This window comes from Sphingobium sp. CFD-2 (assembly GCF_024611135.1).
Classification (GTDB): Bacteria; Pseudomonadota; Alphaproteobacteria; order Sphingomonadales; family Sphingomonadaceae; genus Sphingobium; species Sphingobium fuliginis.
This window is the reverse complement of sequence record NZ_CP084405.1, coordinates 4066626-4081641: the sequence shown is the minus strand read 5'-3', so window position 1 is coordinate 4081641 and position 15016 is coordinate 4066626. Positions and strand designations below refer to the sequence as shown.

The 15016-nt window shown below is 64.3% G+C and carries 17 protein-coding genes; 12 read left to right on the top strand and 5 right to left on the bottom strand.

Going from position 1 to position 15016, the window contains the following annotated elements:
* The first annotated feature begins 26 nt into the window (after nucleotides 1–26).
* Nucleotides 27–764, top strand: a complete 738-nt coding sequence (locus tag LDB29_RS20180; protein WP_044661539.1) for a Crp/Fnr family transcriptional regulator — start codon at nucleotides 27–29, stop codon at nucleotides 762–764.
* Between the two features lie 103 nt (nucleotides 765–867).
* On the opposite strand, the gene LDB29_RS20175 is transcribed toward LDB29_RS20180, so the two are convergent.
* On the bottom strand, nucleotides 868–1434 hold the full coding sequence (locus LDB29_RS20175; RefSeq protein WP_025549923.1) for an HNH endonuclease: 567 nt from the start codon (nucleotides 1432–1434) through the stop codon (nucleotides 868–870).
* Between the two features lie 124 nt (nucleotides 1435–1558).
* On the opposite strand from LDB29_RS20175, the gene gluQRS reads away from it, so the two are divergent.
* The 5 genes from gluQRS (at nucleotide 1559) to LDB29_RS20150 (ending at nucleotide 5647) form a co-directional block, all read left to right on the top strand.
* Nucleotides 1559–2434, top strand: coding sequence for a tRNA glutamyl-Q(34) synthetase GluQRS (gene gluQRS, locus LDB29_RS20170; RefSeq protein ID WP_244968634.1), 876 nt, complete (start codon nucleotides 1559–1561; stop codon nucleotides 2432–2434).
* A 9-nt stretch (nucleotides 2435–2443) separates the two neighbouring features.
* A complete protein-coding gene (locus LDB29_RS20165) occupies nucleotides 2444–2677 on the top strand; it encodes a twin transmembrane helix small protein (RefSeq protein ID WP_025549925.1) in 234 nt (77 codons plus the stop codon).
* A gap of 14 nt (nucleotides 2678–2691) precedes the next feature.
* The gene (locus LDB29_RS20160; RefSeq protein WP_025549926.1) at nucleotides 2692–3261 is read left to right on the top strand and encodes a cob(I)yrinic acid a,c-diamide adenosyltransferase; all 570 of its coding nucleotides are present in this window, start codon (nucleotides 2692–2694) and stop codon (nucleotides 3259–3261) included.
* 117 nt (nucleotides 3262–3378) lie between these two features.
* A complete protein-coding gene (locus LDB29_RS20155; RefSeq protein ID WP_025549927.1) occupies nucleotides 3379–4254 on the top strand; it encodes a GGDEF domain-containing protein in 876 nt (291 codons plus the stop codon).
* A 235-nt stretch (nucleotides 4255–4489) separates the two neighbouring features.
* Nucleotides 4490–5647, top strand: a complete 1158-nt coding sequence (locus tag LDB29_RS20150; protein ID WP_087575690.1) for an IS4 family transposase — start codon at nucleotides 4490–4492, stop codon at nucleotides 5645–5647.
* Between the two features lie 88 nt (nucleotides 5648–5735).
* Here LDB29_RS20150 and infC read toward each other — a convergent pair whose 3' ends face one another.
* Both infC and thrS read right to left on the bottom strand, forming a co-directional pair.
* On the bottom strand, nucleotides 5736–6269 hold the full coding sequence (gene infC, locus LDB29_RS20145; RefSeq protein ID WP_013039295.1) for a translation initiation factor IF-3: 534 nt from the start codon (nucleotides 6267–6269) through the stop codon (nucleotides 5736–5738).
* A 127-nt stretch (nucleotides 6270–6396) separates the two neighbouring features.
* Complete coding sequence (gene thrS, locus LDB29_RS20140; protein WP_025549928.1) at nucleotides 6397–8394, bottom strand: threonine--tRNA ligase; 1998 nt, start codon at nucleotides 8392–8394, stop codon at nucleotides 6397–6399.
* 173 nt (nucleotides 8395–8567) lie between these two features.
* On the opposite strand from thrS, the gene LDB29_RS20135 reads away from it, so the two are divergent.
* From LDB29_RS20135 to LDB29_RS20125, 3 genes are all read left to right on the top strand, one after another.
* Nucleotides 8568–9005 carry a biopolymer transporter ExbD gene (locus LDB29_RS20135; RefSeq protein ID WP_025549929.1) on the top strand — a complete coding sequence of 146 codons (438 nt, stop codon included), beginning with the start codon at nucleotides 8568–8570 and terminating at the stop codon, nucleotides 9003–9005.
* Between the two features lie 121 nt (nucleotides 9006–9126).
* Nucleotides 9127–10203, top strand: a complete 1077-nt coding sequence (locus LDB29_RS20130) for a YjgN family protein (RefSeq protein WP_025549930.1) — start codon at nucleotides 9127–9129, stop codon at nucleotides 10201–10203.
* Nucleotides 10204–10208: 5 nt separating this feature from the next.
* Nucleotides 10209–11282, top strand: coding sequence for a M48 family metallopeptidase (locus tag LDB29_RS20125; protein WP_025549931.1), 1074 nt, complete (start codon nucleotides 10209–10211; stop codon nucleotides 11280–11282).
* Between the two features lie 107 nt (nucleotides 11283–11389).
* On the opposite strand, the gene rpmB is transcribed toward LDB29_RS20125, so the two are convergent.
* Nucleotides 11390–11683: a 50S ribosomal protein L28 gene (gene rpmB / locus LDB29_RS20120; RefSeq protein WP_025549932.1), complete on the bottom strand. Its 294-nt coding sequence runs from the start codon at nucleotides 11681–11683 to the stop codon at nucleotides 11390–11392.
* A gap of 148 nt (nucleotides 11684–11831) precedes the next feature.
* On the opposite strand from rpmB, the gene LDB29_RS20115 reads away from it, so the two are divergent.
* Nucleotides 11832–12053: a hypothetical protein gene (locus LDB29_RS20115; protein ID WP_025549933.1), complete on the top strand. Its 222-nt coding sequence runs from the start codon at nucleotides 11832–11834 to the stop codon at nucleotides 12051–12053.
* Between the two features lie 76 nt (nucleotides 12054–12129).
* Entirely contained in the window at nucleotides 12130–12588 is a 459-nt protein-coding gene (locus LDB29_RS20110; protein WP_025549934.1) for a nucleoside deaminase, read from the top strand.
* Here LDB29_RS20110 and LDB29_RS20105 read toward each other — a convergent pair.
* Nucleotides 12550–14451, bottom strand: coding sequence for a hypothetical protein (locus tag LDB29_RS20105; RefSeq protein ID WP_025549935.1), 1902 nt, complete (start codon nucleotides 14449–14451; stop codon nucleotides 12550–12552). The two genes, LDB29_RS20110 and LDB29_RS20105, sit on opposite strands and share 39 nt — an antisense overlap.
* 142 nt (nucleotides 14452–14593) lie before the next feature.
* On the opposite strand from LDB29_RS20105, the gene LDB29_RS20100 reads away from it, so the two are divergent.
* Complete coding sequence (locus LDB29_RS20100; RefSeq protein WP_061936530.1) at nucleotides 14594–15010, top strand: GtrA family protein; 417 nt, start codon at nucleotides 14594–14596, stop codon at nucleotides 15008–15010.
* Nucleotides 15011–15016 lie beyond the last annotated feature (6 nt).

Below are 15016 nucleotides of genomic sequence, written 5' to 3'. Positions count from 1 at the left end.
ACGACAATGTAAGCAAAAAGGTGTTTTTGGTGGCAACAAGTTGTTTCGCGGACAGGTTGGCGAAGCATGTGCCCCTGTCCGATGCGGAGAAGAAGGCGCTTACAAGGCTGGAGGAAAATCCCCGCAAGGTGAAGCGGGGCGCGATGATCCAGCGCGTCAACGAAACGGTGACGGAACTGTTTGTCCTGCGCGAAGGACGGGTAATGAGCTTCGTGATCCTGCCCGATGGAAGCCGGCAGATCCTGCGGGTCTATTTCCCGGGCGATTTCATAGGATCGGCCAGCACAATCTATAACCGCGCGCCGGAATCGCTGGTGGCGCTGTCGGATTCGATCATCTGTCCGTTCGACAAGCATGCTCTGCGCCGGCTGCTGGAGGAATATCCGCGCGTCGCCGCGTTGCTGTTCCTGCTTTCCAATGCGGAGCGGGTCGCGCTGACCGACCGGCTCGCTTCATTGGGACGCACCTCGGCCAAGGCGCGCGTGGCTTCCTTCCTGCTGGATATTTTCGATCGCCTGCGGGTGACGGACGACGGCATCACCGACAGCTTCGACCTGAAACTGACGCAGGAGGAGATCGGGGATGCCATCGGCCTCACCTCCGTCCATGTGAACCGGATGATCCGGCAGATGGAGCAGGAGGGGCTGATCAGCCGGGCCAATGGGCGGATCACCCTGCGCGACATGGCGCGGCTGGAAGAGATCGGCCATTATACCAACCGTCACAAGGATATGGACCTGGACTGGCTTCCGGGCATGGAATGAGAATGAACGCGACATGTTCCTGCGCAGGCAGGAACCCGGTTCGAACCATCGGGCCGGGCCCTTCCTTCGCAGGGGCGCGCCGCTCAGCCTTGCCGGTTTGTCGTCAAGCCAGCAATTCCACATCCCAATAAAGCCAGTCGTGCCAGCTTTCGTGCAGATAGTTGGGCGGAAAGGCCCTGCCATGTTCCTGCAACTGCCAGCTCGTCGGGCGGATCGGCGTCACATGCAATTGCATATGCGCCTCCTTCGGCGTGCGGCCGCCCTTCTTGAGATTGCAGGGCGAGCAGGCCGTTGCGACATTTTCCCAGGTCGTCCGCCCGCCCGCCCGGCGCGGAATGACGTGGTCGAAGGTCAGGTCGTTCGGGGAACCGCAATATTGGCAGGCGAACTTGTCGCGCAGGAACAGGTTGAACCGGGTGAAGGCGGGATGTTCCGACGGCTTCACATATTGCTTCAGCGCGATCACCGAAGGTATCTGCATCTGAACGCTGGGGCTGTGCACCTGCCGCTCATAGCTGGCGACGATGTCCACCCGATCCAAAAAAACCGCCTTGATGGCGGTTTGCCAGGGCCAGAGGCTCAGCGGATAATAGCTTAAAGGCGTGTAGTCCGCGTTCAGGACCAAAGCCGGACAGTTTTCCGGATGTCGTATCAGGTCGGGATGGTACATATATTACCCTTCAACCCCCTTTCGCCACCGTCCTGATCGATCAGAAACGTGACGCCAGCATGACAGCATTAACACCCCTATCCCGTCAAGGGCCTGTATGACTCAATCGGCGCAGCCACAGCATATGGTGACTCGCTTCGCCCCGAGCCCCACGGGTAGGTTGCATGTCGGACACGCCTGGTCGGCGCTGCTGGCCATGGACCTGGTCCGGACGCGCGGCGGATACTTCCTCCTGCGGATCGAGGATATAGACGGCACCCGCAGCCGGCCGGAGCATGTCGCCGGCATAATCGAGGACCTGCGCTGGCTGGGCGTCGCCTGGGATGGGGACATCGTCTTCCAGTCGGCGCGGCTGGACCGGTATCAGGCGGCGCTGGAACGGCTGGAGGCCATGGGGCTGCTCTATCCCTGCTTCTGCACCCGCGCCGACATCGCCGCCAGCACGACTGCGCCGCACGGGCCGGAGGGGCCCGTCTATCCCGGCACATGCCGCGGGCTGGATGATGCGGAACGGGCAAGGCGGATCGCATTGGGCGAGCCGCATGCCTGGCGGATCGACATGGCGCGGGCTGCCGCACGGGCAGGCCCGCTGCATTGGCGCGCCCTGCCCTTTCCGCCCAGGGAGGAAGCGGCGTCCTGCATCAGCGCCGAGCCGCTTGCCGCCGGGGATGTGGTGCTGGCGCGCAAGGATGCTCCCGCCAGCTATCATCTGTCCTGCACGCTGGACGATGCGGCGATGGGCGTGACCCATGTGCTGCGCGGCGACGATCTGCGCAGCGCGACCGACATCCACCGGCTGATCCAGGCGCTGCTCGACCTTCCGTCCCCCATCTATGTCCACCATCCCCTGCTGGTCGGGCCGGACGGCCGGCGGCTCGCCAAGCGCGACGGGTCGATCGCCCTCGCCGATCTGCGCGCGGGGGGCATGGACCCACGGCGACTGGCCGACGATCTGCGCCATGCACGCTTTCCGATTGGCATTTCCCCGGCCAGCGCCTAGATTCAGGGCATGAACACGCTGCTCGTCATCGCCCTGATCCTGGCCATGGGCGCCACCCTGTTCGCATTGATCCGGGGGATCGTCGCCTTTCTTCAGGCGACCAAGGAACAGTTGAACTCGCCCGAGGGGGGGCCGAGCCCATCCAGCCTCAAGCAGAACAGGATGATGATGAACCGCATCCTGTTCCAGGCAGTGGCGGTGATCATCGTGGCGCTGTTGCTGCTGATGAAGGGCAACGGCTGAGGGTCCCGCCCGGCATGGTGAAGCTGAACAAGATCTACACCCGTACCGGGGACGCGGGGACGACAGGCCTGGTCGACGGGTCGCGCCTGCCCAAACATGCCCCGCGCATGCAGGCGGTGGGCGATGTCGATGAAGCGAACAGCGCCATCGGGCTTGCCATCGTCGCCATGAACGACAGGCCGGAGGCGGGCTGGCTGACGACGATCCAGAACGACCTGTTCGATCTGGGCGCAGACCTCGCCACGCCCTTGCCGGAGGGAGAGGACGCTCCCTGGGCGCTGCGGATCGTCGCCTCCCAGGTCGAGCGGCTGGAGCGGCAGATCGACGCGATGAACGCCGATCTGGCGCCACTGGACAGCTTCGTCCTGCCAGGCGGGTCGCCTGCTGCCGCCGCCGTCCATCTGGCCCGCGCCGTCACGCGCCGCGCCGAACGCTCCGCCACGGCCGCGGCGGCCGACGTTGCGCTCAATGCGCAGGCACTGGCCTATCTCAACCGCCTGTCCGACCTGCTTTTCGTGCTGGCCCGGCGCCTCAACGGCAATGGAGCGGACGATGTGAAATGGGTGCCGGGCGCCTCCCGTTAACCGTTCGACTCATGCACGGCACGGTTCGTCCACGGGCCAGGCGTTAACCCTCTTCCTTCATCCCGCCTTTACACGCCGTCCCAATTTTGGCCCCCATTTCAATGACAGGGCCCCGGGATGCAATTCTACCTCGCGACCTCCTTCATCTTTCCCCGCTCCCTGCGGTTTCGCCTCTTCACCCTCTGCTTCGTGACCACCCACCTGCCGCTGCTCGGCTATATCGTCTGGGGCGCGACAACAGGACGTATCGCCTGGGCGGAGTTCATAGTCCTGACTTTGGCGACCATGGCGGGCGCGGCCGGGGCGCTGATGGGCATCGGCGCCCTGCTGGACCCGATCCATGCGCTGGCGGATGCGCTGAACCCGGTGGGGCAGCCCGGCCGGAAAGGCGGTGGGGCGACCTTGCCGGAAGTGGGGGACATTATTTCCAGGCTCTTCCACGGCGTGCGCGGAGCCGCCGCCGCGACGCGGGAACAGATCGACGAACTGAACATCGCTGCCAATGAGGACGCGCTGACCGGCATCGCCAACCGGCGCGGGTTCCTGGCGCAACTCGACGCGCTCCCGCTCGCCAAGCGCAGGGGCTGCATCGCGATCATTGATCTCGACCATTTCAAGCAGGTCAACGATATGCTCGGCCATGACGCGGGCGATCGCGTCCTGGCCGATTTCGCCACGCGCCTGTCGTCCCAGACCCGCCGCATCGACATCATCGCCCGTTGGGGTGGCGAGGAGTTCGCGATCTTCTATCAGGACGCGATGGAGGATGAGGCGAGCTGGTCGCTGGCCCGCATTGCGGAACGGATGCGGCGGGAGCCCGTGGGCACGGCGAACGAGCAGCCGATCACCTTCTCCGCCGGGCTATGCGCATGGCGCGGCGGGCCGGTGATGGCCGCCATCGGCAAGGCCGACGAGGCGCTCTACCGTGCAAAGAAGTCAGGCCGTGACCAGATCCAGCGGGCGGAGAGGCCATCCGCACCCGCTTATGGTTAGGTGGATGCAAGTGCCGTTCTGGACGCAGCCCTTCCCACCGGCGAGAGGGGGCGCCTGTCGCGCTCCCCTGCGCCAGACTTAGGCAGGGCCCCCTCCCCCATCTTCAGATGAGGAGGATTAACATTCGCAACTGACCAGAACCTGTTCCACAGCTCAGCCATCCCCTCATTTTTGAGATGACGTGGGTTGGGAAAGATGATTCTGCATTTCCGTGTCGAAGGGAGATCAGAATATCATGAACGGGAAGGCGGCGTTTTCTTCTGAAGCGGTCCATTCGTTTGTCGACGAACTGTTTGGCGAAGGCCTGCACGCGAAGCGGGTAAGATCGCTGGCGAATGCGACGGTGGGCGCGTTGCGGGCGTCATCGCTGGCGGTGAGCGCGATTGGCCACGGTCTCGCACTGGCTCAGGAAGGGCGCCTCTCGCGTCACGCGATCAAGCAGGTCGACCGGCTGCTGTCGAACGACGGGATTGATGTCGACGCGCTGATGGCCGACTGGGCCGGCTATTGCCTCGGTAGCCGCACCGAGATCGTCGTCGCCATGGACTGGACCGATTTCGATGCCGACGGGCACTCGACCCTGATGCTGTCGCTGCTTACCGAGCATGGCCGGGCGACGCCGCTACTGTGGTTGACGGTACGCAAGACGGAGCTGAAAGAGCGGCGCAATCATTATGAATATTGGATCATTACCCGGCTTGCCGAGCTATTGCCGACAGAAGTGAAGGTGCTGCTCGTCGCCGATCGCGGCTTTGGCGACACCAAGCTCTACGGCGTCCTCAAGGACGAGCTGCACTTCGACTATGTCATCCGCTTTCGCGGCAACATCAAGGTGACGGCCGCCGGGGAGAGCCGCCCGGCGAAGGAGTGGATCGGCCCATCGGGACGGGCCAGGCTGCTGCGCGAGGCGACAGTCACGGCGCAGGGTTGCCCGGTCGGCGCGGTCATGTGCGTCCACGCCAGGGACATGAAAGAGCCGTGGTGTCTCGCGACCAGCCTGACCACAGTGACGGCCAAGACCCTGATTGACCTCTACTCGCGGCGCTGGGGCATCGAATGCTCGTTCCGCGATGCCAAGGACTGGCGGTTCGGGATGGGCATGTCGGCAACCCGCGTCTCCACGCCCGCCCGGCGCGACAGGTTGTGGCTGATCGCCGCTCTCGCCATTGTGCTTCTGACCGTGCTCGGCGCCGCCGGGGAGGCCATCGGCTACGACCGGCATCTGCGCACCAGCACGACCAAAAGACGCGTGCATTCGCTGTTCCGCCAAGGGGTAATGTACTATCAACTGATCCCCAACATGACCGAAGATAGACTACGGCCTCTCATCCTGCAGTTCGAAAAGCTTATCCGCGAGCACCAGCTCCTCAAACGCACTTTCGGGATCATTTGAATGAGGGGATTCGTGAGGTTCCACAGACAGTTCGGGCGGAGCCTGCTTCCAGACCCCGCCCGACCAATGTCACCGAAGAATGGCGACCTTATTTCGGCGCCAGCACCATCAGCATCTGTCGGCCTTCCATACGCGGATAGGCTTCGACCTTCGCGATCTCGCCCACATTCTCCGCCACGCGCTGGAGCAGTTGCATGCCAAGCTGCTGGTGCGACAATTCACGGCCACGGAACCGCAGGGTGATCTTCACCTTGTCGCCTTCACCGATAAAGTCGTGGACCTTCTTCATCTTCGTATCATAATCATGATCGTCGATGTTCGGACGCATCTTGATCTCCTTGATCTCCTGCGTCCTCTGGGTCTTGCGGGCGAGGTTCGCCTTCTTCTGCGCCTCGTATTTGTACTTGCCGATGTCCAGGAACTTGCACACCGGCGGGTCGGCGTTGGGCGACACCTCGACCAGGTCCAGCCCGATCTCATAGGCGCGCTCGATCGCTTCCTGCGTATACATCACGCCCAGATTTTCGCCTTCGTCATCGATCACGCGCACCTTGGGCACGTTGATGAACTCGTTGTAACGGGGACCGGACTTCGGCGGCGGCGCCATGGGACGGCGCATCATCGGGGGACGTATAGTGGCTTCTCCTATGGTAGTTGATCGATCGACTCTGGCGGCCCTTTAGCGCAAAGCCGAAAGGGGCGGCAAGCCCGCAATCGCGGATTTGCCGGCCCCATGTGGCATTGCTGCCTCACTGCATATCGGGTGCCTTCGCCTCCTTTACAAGACGGGCGATGATGTCGTCGACAGAAAGGACGCTCTGCCCCTCCTTGCCCAGCTCGCGCAGCGCCACCGTGCCCTCGTCCGCCTCCCGGCGGCCGACGACCAGCAGATTCGGCACTTTTGCAAGGCTGTGCTCGCGCACCTTATAGTTGATCTTCTCGTTGCGGACGTCGGTTTCGGCCCTGATGCCAGCCGCCCGGAGCTTCTCCACCACCTGGCCTGCATAGCCGTCCGCATCGGACACGATGGTCGCCACCACCGCCTGCACCGGCGCCAGCCAGAGCGGGAAACGGCCCGCATAATGTTCGATGAGGATGCCTATGAACCGCTCATAGGAACCGAAGATCGCGCGGTGGAGCATCACCGGCCGGTGCCGCTCGCCATCTTCACCGACATAGGAGGCGTCGAGTCGCTCCGGCAATACCCGGTCCGACTGGATCGTCCCCACCTGCCAGGTCCGCCCGATCGCATCGGTCAGATGCCATTCCAGCTTGGGCGCATAGAAGGCGCCTTCGCCCGGCAGTTCCTCCCAGCCATATTCGGGCGTGTTGAGCCCCGCCGCCGCCACCGCGTCGCGCAGTTCATTTTCCGCCTGATCCCACATCTCGTCGCTGCCGAAGCGCTTTTCGGGGCGCAGGGCGAGCTTGATCGAATAGGTGAAGCCGAAATCCCTGTAGATCCGATCCGCCAGCGCACAGAAGGCGCGCACTTCCTCCACGATCTGGTCCTCGCGGCAGAAGATATGCGCGTCGTCCTGCGTGAACTGGCGCACACGCATCAGCCCGTGCAGCGCCCCATGCGGCTCGTTGCGGTGGCAGCAGCCATTCTCGTAGAAGCGCAGCGGCAGGTCGCGATAGCTCTTGATCCCCTGACGGAAGATCAGGACATGCGCCGGGCAGTTCATCGGCTTCAAAGCCATCCAGTCGGCATCGTCCGACACCAGCGGCCCTTCATCCTCGACATTCGGCACTTCGTCGGGGATGACGAACATATTCTCGCGATATTTGCCCCAATGGCCGGACGCTTCCCACTGGCGCGCGTCCATCACCTGCGGCGTCTTGACCTCACGATAGCCCGCATCGTCGATGGCGCGGCGCATATAGGCTTCCAGAGCCCGCCAGATGATATAGCCCTTGGGGTGCCAGAAGACCGATCCATGCGCCTCCTGCTGGAGGTGGAACAGGTCCATCTCCGCGCCCAGCTTGCGATGGTCGCGCTTGGCCGCTTCTTCCAGCCGCGTCAGATGCGCGTCGAGCTGCTTCCTGTTGAGCCAGCCGGTGCCATAGACGCGGCTCAGCATCGCATTCTTCTGATCGCCGCGCCAATAGGCGCCCGACACGCGGGTCAGCTTGAACGCCGCCGGATCGAGTTTGCCTGTCGAGGCCAGATGCGGCCCCCGGCACATGTCGAGCCAGTCGCCCCCCGACCAATAGACGGTCAGTTCCTCGCCCTCGGGAAGCTCAGCGGCCCATTCGGCCTTGAACGTCTCGCCCCCGGCCCGCCAGCGCGCGATCAGGTCCTCGCGCTTCCACACCTCGCGGCGCAGCGGCTTGTCGGCGGCGATGATCTCCCGCATCTTCGCCTCGATGGCGGGCAGGTCCTCCTCCGTGAAAGGCCGCTGCTTTCCTTCGATGACGGGGGGCGCGAAGTCATAATAGAAGCCATCGTCCGTCGCCGGGCCGAAGGTGATCTGCGTCCCCGGAAACAGCGCCTGCACCGCTTCGGCCAGCACATGGGCGAAGTCGTGCCGCGCCAGTTCCAGCGCATCGGCCTCATCCTTCGACGTCACCAGCGCCAGTTGCGCATCGGCCTCCAGCGGCCGCATGATGTCGCGCAGTTCGCCATCGACCCGCGCGGCGATGGCCGCCTTGGCCAGCCCCGGCCCGATCGCCGCCGCAATGTCCGCCGGGGTAGTGCCGGGCGCGACTTCACGCACGGAACCATCGGGCAGGGTTATCTTGAGCATGGCGGACACGGAGGGTCTTTCTGTTGAAATGGCGGATCGCGCAGCCGAAAAAGGCCGCGCCTTCCCCATAAATGGGCCGCCCGCCCTGTCAATAGAAGCCCTCTTGCCAGCGCATTGCGATCAGCGCATGATACATGTGTTGTTATATCATTATTTCAACAGGAGGGATGCATATGGCCTTGAGCTTCGCAAGACCCCGGCCGGGCGACGGGGAAACGCCGATGTCGGACATGAACACAACGCCGCTGATCGACGTGATGCTGGTGCTGCTGATCATGTTCATCATCACGATCCCGATCCAGACGCACAGCGTCGGCGTCGACCTGCCGCAAACCCCCAAGGAACTGACGCCGCCGCCGGTCGACACGGTCAAGAACAAGGTCGGCATCGACGCCGACGGCACTATCCGCTGGAACGGCGGGGCCGTCGACCGGCTGACGCTCCGCCAATATCTCGCCGCCTCGCTGCGCCTGCCTGCCGAACCGGAACTCCAGTTCCAGCCCGATGCCGGCGCGCGTTACGTGACGGTGGATGAGGTGCTGGCCGACATCCGCCGCTCAGGCGTGACGAAGCTCGGCTTCATCGGCAATGAGCGTTACGCCAGCTTTTGATCGGCCGTAAAAAATGACGATCCGCGTGATTTCAGGGGGATAGCATTCCATATGGCCATGAAACCCCTTGACCAACGGTCCCCGGCATAGTCTTCTCCCACCGGGGACCAAGGGGGGCATCATGGATCAGGAACGCATTGGCGGCGACGGCTTCGCTTTTGAGGGCAATTGGCGCGACTATGCGCCCATTGCCTTCACCAACCTGCTGCTGACGATCGTCACGCTGGGCATATACCGCTTCTGGGCGACAACGCGCACGCGGCGCTATCTCTGGGCGAACACGCGCTTCATCGACGACCGGCTGGAATGGACGGGAACGGGCAAGGAACTGTTCCTCGGCTTCCTGATGGTGCTGGCGCTGATCGGCCTGCCGTTCCTCTTCCTTCAGTTCGGCGCGCAGGCCCTCGTCCTTCAGGGGCATGGGGGCATGGCCGCGATACTGACGCTCGCGGCGTTCGTGACGATCTTCTACATGGTCGGCCTCGCCCGCTTCCGCGCGCTGCGCTACCGGCTCAGCCGGACATGGTGGCACGGCATCCGGGGCGGCAGCGACGATCAGGGCTTCGGCTACGGCATTTCCTATATGTGGAAGTCGGCGGTGGGCAGCCTGGCGCTGGGCCTGCTCGTCCCCTGGTCGATGATGTCGCTGTGGAACGAACGCTGGAACAAGATGAGCTTCGGCCCGCACAGTTTCGAATCGGCAGGCGATCACGGCCCGACCTTCCGGCGCTTCCTGCTCTTCTACCTCCTGCCGATCCTGCTGTTCGTGGGCGGAGGCGCAATGGTCGCGATGGCGGGCTTTCCGGGACAGGACGGTGCCGGCTCCCGCATGGCCGGGGCCATCTTCGGCATCATCGCGTTCGTGCTGACCTTCTATCTGGGTCTCGGCCTCATCGCGCTCGCCTTCTACGCGAGTTTCTTCCGTGAAGCGGTGGAGGGGCTGTCGCTCACGGGCCTCGACTTCCATTTCTACGCGCGGACCAAAGACTGGATATGGCTGTTCCTGGGTGACATTGCGCTGGTCCTCTGCACGATCGGCATCGGGTCGATCTTCCTGCAATACCGGCACTGGAAGTTCTTCGTGACCCATATGGGCGTGACCGGCACGATCTATACCGACGAACTCACACAGTCGCAGACGAAGACCAGCCGCCATGGCGAGGGCCTGCTCGACGCGCTGGACGTCGGCGCTTTCTGAACCGCATGTCGGACTTCCGGCTCTGGCATTATGACGGCGCGACGGCGGTCCGACGCAATGTCCTGCTTCGTACCGCCGGCACCGGCTTCGTGCTGGAGGAGCCGGAGAGCGGCTGGGCAGGCCCGCCCATAGACTGGAGCGATCTCACCGTCATCGGCCTGCAGGACGACCGTTCGGCCTATGGCCATAAGGCGATCCCCGGCTGGCGCCTGGGCTTTTCCGGCGAAGCGCCTCCCGACATAGCGCCCCATCTGCCGACGGGCGAACGCTATGGCCGCTGGATCGATCGCTTCGGCCTGTGGCCGGCGGCGGGAATCTTCACCGTCACCGCCGCGCTCATCGTCTGGGGGGCGCTCGAAGCACCCGCCGTCATCGCCCCGCTCGTCCCGCAAAGCTGGGAGAACCGCATGGGCGATGCCATGGTGGGCGATTTCGGCGGGCGGTTCTGCCACACACCGGCAGGCGATGCCGCGCTCGAACGGCTGGCGGCGCGGATCGACCCCGGCCATGAGGCCCGCGACATTTCGCTCGCCAACATTCCCATGGTGAATGCGGTGACATTGCCGGGGGGAAGGATCATCCTCTTCGATGGCCTGGTCCAGCAGGCAAAGTCCGCCGATGAAGTCGCGGGCGTGCTCGGCCATGAACTGGGCCATGTGCGCCACCGCGACACGATGACAGGCCTCATCCGCCAGCTTGGCCTCAGCGTCGTGCTGGGCGGCGCGGGGGGCAATGCCGGCAATTATCTGAACGGCGTGCTGTCGCTGAGCTATGGCCGCGGCGCGGAAAGCGCCGCGGACGGCGTCGCCATTGACCAGATGCGCGGCGCCGGGATTTCGCCTGCCGCGACGGCCGCCTTCTTTGACCGGATCGGCGGCAAGGACGAGGGCACGGAAGCGCGGGCGATAAGCTGGCTTTCCTCCCATCCCCTCTCCGCCGAACGCCGCCGCCGCTTCGACGCTGCCGTGAAGCCGGAGACATCCTACCGCCCGGCGTTGGACCAGGCACAATGGCAGGCGCTGCGCGCTTCCTGCGCCAGCGATCCGAAGGTCGCCAAATTCTGGGGCAAACCCTTTTAGGGTGCATGGGCTCGGATTGTTTAAATCAGCCAGCCCCACCATCCATGCAAACGCAAAAAAGCGGCCTGTTGCCAGGCCGCTCTTTCAAGCGAACGAAGCGAACCGAATCAGGCCGCTGCGGCGGCCTTCTTCTTCGCGATGTCGCGCTTCAGACGGCGAGCCTTCAGCGACAGCTTGTCGTCGCTGGTCTTCAGCAGCCAGTTGTCCAGGCCGCCATTATGCTCGACCGAACGCAGACCATGGGTCGACACGCGCAGCTTCACGGTCGTTTCCAGCGCTTCGGAGATCAGCGACACGTTCTGCAGGTTGGGCAGGAACACACGCTTGGTCTTGTTATTGGCGTGGGAAACATTGTGACCCACCTGGCGGCCCTTGCCGGTCAGCTCGCAAATGCGCGACATAGTCAATCAACCTTGTAATTCGGGTTCGTTCGGAAAGCGGCGCCGATAACGGGATTTTCGACGCTCGTCAACCCGCCCAGCGCCTTTCGGGGCCGCAACCCTTTCCGACTCATGAGCGTTGACGGGCCATAAGCCAAAGGAGGCGGAAATGCGATTCATTGGTGGCCTGTTGCTGATCGTGCTGCTGGTTCTGGCCGGCGGAATTGCCACCGGCTTCATCGACCTGCAGAAAACGCAGGAGGGACGGCTGCCGGAAATCGCGGTCAAGGGCGGCTCCCTGCCCAAATATGAGGCCAGCGTGGCCAGGGTCGAGGTCGGCAAACGCAAGGAGACGGTCGAACTGCCGACAGTGGACGTACAGAAGCCCTGAGGCCTGTTCTGACAGCGGGATAGCGAGGCATTACAGCCCCTCCCCCAAAGCCCCGTCATCCTGTATGGGCGAAGCCATGTCCTCGCCCTTCCCCCTGCCCGATCCGATGCGGCGTGCGCTCGATCTCGCTTATGCCGCCGCCAGAGCGGGAGAGGTGCCCATCGGCGCGGTCGTCACCCTCGACGGCCGCATCATCGGTGAAGGGGAAAATCGCAACCGGCGCGACAATGATCCCACCGCCCATGCCGAAATGGTCGCGATCCGCGCCGCGGCAATCCATCTGGGCGACTTCCGCCTCTCCGGCTGCGACCTCTGGGTAACATTGGAGCCGTGCGCCATGTGCGCCGGAGCGATCTCGCACGCCCGCATCGCCCGCCTCTATTATGCCGTGGCGGACCCCAAGGGCGGCGCGATCGAACAGGGGCCCCGCCTCTTCACCCAACCCCAATGCCTCCACCGGCCAGAGGTCTATGGCGACCTCGCCGCTGCGGAAGCATCAACGCTGCTCAAGGCTTTTTTTCTCGCCCGGCGCTGAATAGTCGATGCGGTAGAGCGTGTAGGGCAGCGTCATCCCCGTCCTCAACGGCACCGGCTTCAGCCAGCCGGGCACCTCGCCCCGCATCAGCCCGGCATAAAAGCCCCTGGGGCTGCGCGACTGATAGATGGTGCCCTCGGGAAAGCCAGGGCAGACCAGCAGATAGGTGGCATGGTGCTTCGCCGCGATCGGCCGGAACGCGTCGGCAGGGCCGTCATAGGCATGGTGCATGTCGAGGATCGTCGCGCCGTTGCGGTGATAAGGGCCGGCCACGGCGCTGTGGTGCGTCGCGACGATCAGGCGCGGTCCCAGGTCGACCATGGTGAAGATGGTGGCGGGCGGCAACTGGTCGAGCACCTGCAGCGCCGGCAGGGTGCGGCACCGGCCATTGGCCTTGTCGATGGCCTTGCGACGCAGCTGTGCCGTCGGCTTTTGCGGCTTGGGCTGTTCGCCCGTCGCCTTGACCCAGAGTTGGTTCACCTGCGGATAAAGCGGCGTTGCAAAGGCTGCCCCGGCGAGCACAGCCGCGCCCAGCGCGGCGGCCAGACGGGCGGCGGGCCGTCCCGTCGCGATCAGGCGCAGCAACCGATAGGCGGCCCAGGCGGCGGGCGGTATGGCCAGCAATTGCGCCGCCGGTCCGGCGCGAAGCTGCCAGAAGAGCAGCGCAGTGGAAAAGAGCATCATCAGGCCTACGGTGGCCCAGGCCCAGAGCCGGTCGGCGTCCCTGCGCGCGTCCCACAGCGCCCAGAGAAGGCCGATCAGGCCAGCCGCCGGAATGGCCATCAACGGCACCACCAGGCTGCGCGCCTGCACGGTGATCGGCTTGGCTTCGCGGATATTGACCAGCCACAGCTTCTCCAACTCGGGCGAGATCTGATAGGCGCCCGACAGGCATTGCGGCCAGTTCGTCCAGGCGAAGGCCGCCACCGCCGCCCCGACCAGTACCCCCGCGCCCAGCCGCGCCGGCCAGCTCTTGAGCGGGAGCAGCGCCAGCAGCACCATCCCGGCCGACACAACCGCGAAGATCGCCACCCAGATGGGCGAGATTGCGTCGCATACCATTTCCCGGTTGGCGTAGCTGGCGAACAGCACGAACAGCAGCGACGTCGCTCCGCCAAGGCTGATCGCATAGGGCAACATCCGCCGGGCCGCGCCGTCCTTGAACACCCAGCGCATCGCGATCAGCGCGCCGCCTGCCGCCAGATAGACGATCATTTCCATGCCGATGGCGATGGACAGCGCGCTGCTCACGCCCGCGACGATGCCGCCGCGCAGCCAGTTGCGGTCGACCACGCCCGCCAGCATCAGGACGGTGAAGGCCAGTTGCCAGCCATGATGGTCGATCCGCATCGGCAGGAACATGCTGATGCCCATCTGCGCGGCGAAGGGCGCCACCGCCGCCAGGAACCAGCTATTCCCCCCCGCCAGCCTTCGCGCGATGAAGCCAAGGCCCAGCATCAGCGGCAGCATCGGCAGCATCGGCGCGATGCCGCAGGCCAGCCGGTCGGCCAGCCCCTGGTCCAGGAAAGCGCGGAAGAACAGCATCAGCGCCGCCAGCGGCAGGTCCACCAGCCGCGACCAGTGGATATTGAACCCGGCGGGCGGATCCAGCCGATATTGCCGCAGGTCGTACCATGCCTGCCCGGCCAGCCAGTCCTTGACCTGCAGATAACGGATATTGTCGTCCGTATCGCTGAGCGTCAGCCAATGGATCTGCGGCCAGCGGGTGGCGATCATATAGGCCATGGCGCCGATCCACAGCAGGACGGTCAGCCACTTCCAGTTGCGCTCCGCATAGCCGGAGAATTGCGCCGCGAAAGGGGCGACATGAGCGCGCAGGACAGACCAGCTTTGCAGTTTCATGGTGGCTCGATTAGAAGGATTGCGAGCCAGATGGAACATCTGGCGGCTCGGAAATCCCGGAAAACAAAGATGCCAATGGCTTTCCGGTTCAATCCGAACCGGAAAGCCATTAGAGGCTCCGCATCAAAGCGCAACGGGGCACATGAAAATCCTCCGAATCCTCACACCGGAAAAACAGGCCCTGTTCTGGCAGATCGTCCGCTACGGACTGACCGGCCTGTTCGTGACCGCCTGTCAGGCCGCGATCTACTGGACCCTGGCCGCGCCGGTCGGCCTGCATCCCCAGGTCGCGAACGGCGTCGGCTATCTGGCGGCGGTGGCGATCGGCTATGTCACGCACAGCAGCTTCACCTTCCGCGGCCATGGCAGCCGCGACAATCAGGCGGCCCGCGGCATCCGCTTCTTCGCGGTCTCGCTGGTGAGCTATGCCTTGAACGCGCTATGGGTGTGGCTGTGCGTCACCCATATGCGTTGGCCGGAATGGTCGCCCATCCCGGCCATGCTGTTCGTGACGCCCGCCGTAGTGTTCGGGCTGAACAGGCAATGGGTGTTCCGGTGAAGAACT

Bases quoted from the DNA above. Each gene is read 5' to 3' on its own strand.
- LDB29_RS20115 (WP_025549933.1), top strand. From the start codon at position 11,832: ATGCGATTCATTGGTGGCCTGTTGCTGATCGTGCTGCTGGTTCTGGCC.
- LDB29_RS20130 (WP_025549930.1), top strand. From the start codon at position 9,127: ATGGATCAGGAACGCATTGGCGGCGACGGCTTCGCTTTTGAGGGCAAT.
- LDB29_RS20165 (WP_025549925.1), top strand. From the start codon at position 2,444: ATGAACACGCTGCTCGTCATCGCCCTGATCCTGGCCATGGGCGCCACC.
- rpmB (WP_025549932.1), bottom strand. From the start codon at position 11,683: ATGTCGCGCATTTGCGAGCTGACCGGCAAGGGCCGCCAGGTGGGTCAC.
- LDB29_RS20100 (WP_061936530.1), top strand. From the start codon at position 14,594: ATGAAAATCCTCCGAATCCTCACACCGGAAAAACAGGCCCTGTTCTGG.
- LDB29_RS20160 (WP_025549926.1), top strand. From the start codon at position 2,692: ATGGTGAAGCTGAACAAGATCTACACCCGTACCGGGGACGCGGGGACG.
- LDB29_RS20125 (WP_025549931.1), top strand. From the start codon at position 10,209: ATGTCGGACTTCCGGCTCTGGCATTATGACGGCGCGACGGCGGTCCGA.
- thrS (WP_025549928.1), bottom strand. From the start codon at position 8,394: ATGCTCAAGATAACCCTGCCCGATGGTTCCGTGCGTGAAGTCGCGCCC.
- LDB29_RS20175 (WP_025549923.1), bottom strand. From the start codon at position 1,434: ATGTACCATCCCGACCTGATACGACATCCGGAAAACTGTCCGGCTTTG.
- infC (WP_013039295.1), bottom strand. From the start codon at position 6,269: ATGATGCGCCGTCCCATGGCGCCGCCGCCGAAGTCCGGTCCCCGTTAC.
- LDB29_RS20105 (WP_025549935.1), bottom strand. From the start codon at position 14,451: ATGAAACTGCAAAGCTGGTCTGTCCTGCGCGCTCATGTCGCCCCTTTC.
- gluQRS (WP_244968634.1), top strand. From the start codon at position 1,559: ATGGTGACTCGCTTCGCCCCGAGCCCCACGGGTAGGTTGCATGTCGGA.
- LDB29_RS20155 (WP_025549927.1), top strand. From the start codon at position 3,379: ATGCAATTCTACCTCGCGACCTCCTTCATCTTTCCCCGCTCCCTGCGG.
- LDB29_RS20150 (WP_087575690.1), top strand. From the start codon at position 4,490: ATGAACGGGAAGGCGGCGTTTTCTTCTGAAGCGGTCCATTCGTTTGTC.
- LDB29_RS20110 (WP_025549934.1), top strand. From the start codon at position 12,130: ATGTCCTCGCCCTTCCCCCTGCCCGATCCGATGCGGCGTGCGCTCGAT.
- LDB29_RS20135 (WP_025549929.1), top strand. From the start codon at position 8,568: ATGGCCTTGAGCTTCGCAAGACCCCGGCCGGGCGACGGGGAAACGCCG.